We start from the raw sequence: 500 nt of genomic DNA, 5'->3' as shown, positions 1-500 counted from the left end.
CGCCAGCTCGGCGCGCTGAATTACGACAGCGACAGCGCCACGGTCATGGCGGCGCTGTCGATCGACAAGGCGACCTTGTCGAAAATGCTCTCGGTGACCAACATGCCCGCGGATGTGCTGGAAGCCATCGGCGGCGCCCGCTCCCCCGGCCGCGACCGCTGGTACGAGCTGAAGCAGATGCTCGAAAACCCGAAGCGGCTCGACGACTTGCGCGAGGTGCTGGCGCGGACGGATCTGTCCGGCCTGAACGGCGATGCGCGCTTCGCCTTCGTCGTCGACGCCCTCACCCGTCGCAAGTCGCAAGGCCTTGCGCCGCCGCGCCGCAAATCGAAATGGGCGCCCGGCGACCGGGCGGTGTCCGCAGAGATCAGCACCGACGGCAAGAATTATACGCTGGCGCTCAAGGCGAAGGACGCCGTGGGTTTCGGCGAATTCATCGCGGAAAGTCTCGACGAGCTTTACGCGACATACCGCAAACGGAAGAACGAAGGATAGGACAG

The 500-nt window shown here is 65.0% G+C and carries 1 protein-coding gene; it reads left to right on the top strand.

Annotation, left to right across the window (positions count from 1 at the left end):
- Positions 1 to 495: plasmid partitioning protein RepB C-terminal domain-containing protein (locus P7F60_RS29755; RefSeq protein WP_277921127.1), on the top strand; the 495-nt coding region annotated here is incomplete at its 5' end.
- Positions 496 to 500 lie beyond the last annotated feature (5 nt).

The sequence above is a fragment of the Rhizobium sp. YJ-22 genome (assembly GCF_029601685.1).
In the GTDB taxonomy this organism is placed as follows: Bacteria; Pseudomonadota; Alphaproteobacteria; order Rhizobiales; family Rhizobiaceae; genus Metarhizobium.
Note: the sequence above shows the minus strand (reverse complement) of the source record. Positions and strands in the feature narration are given on the sequence as shown.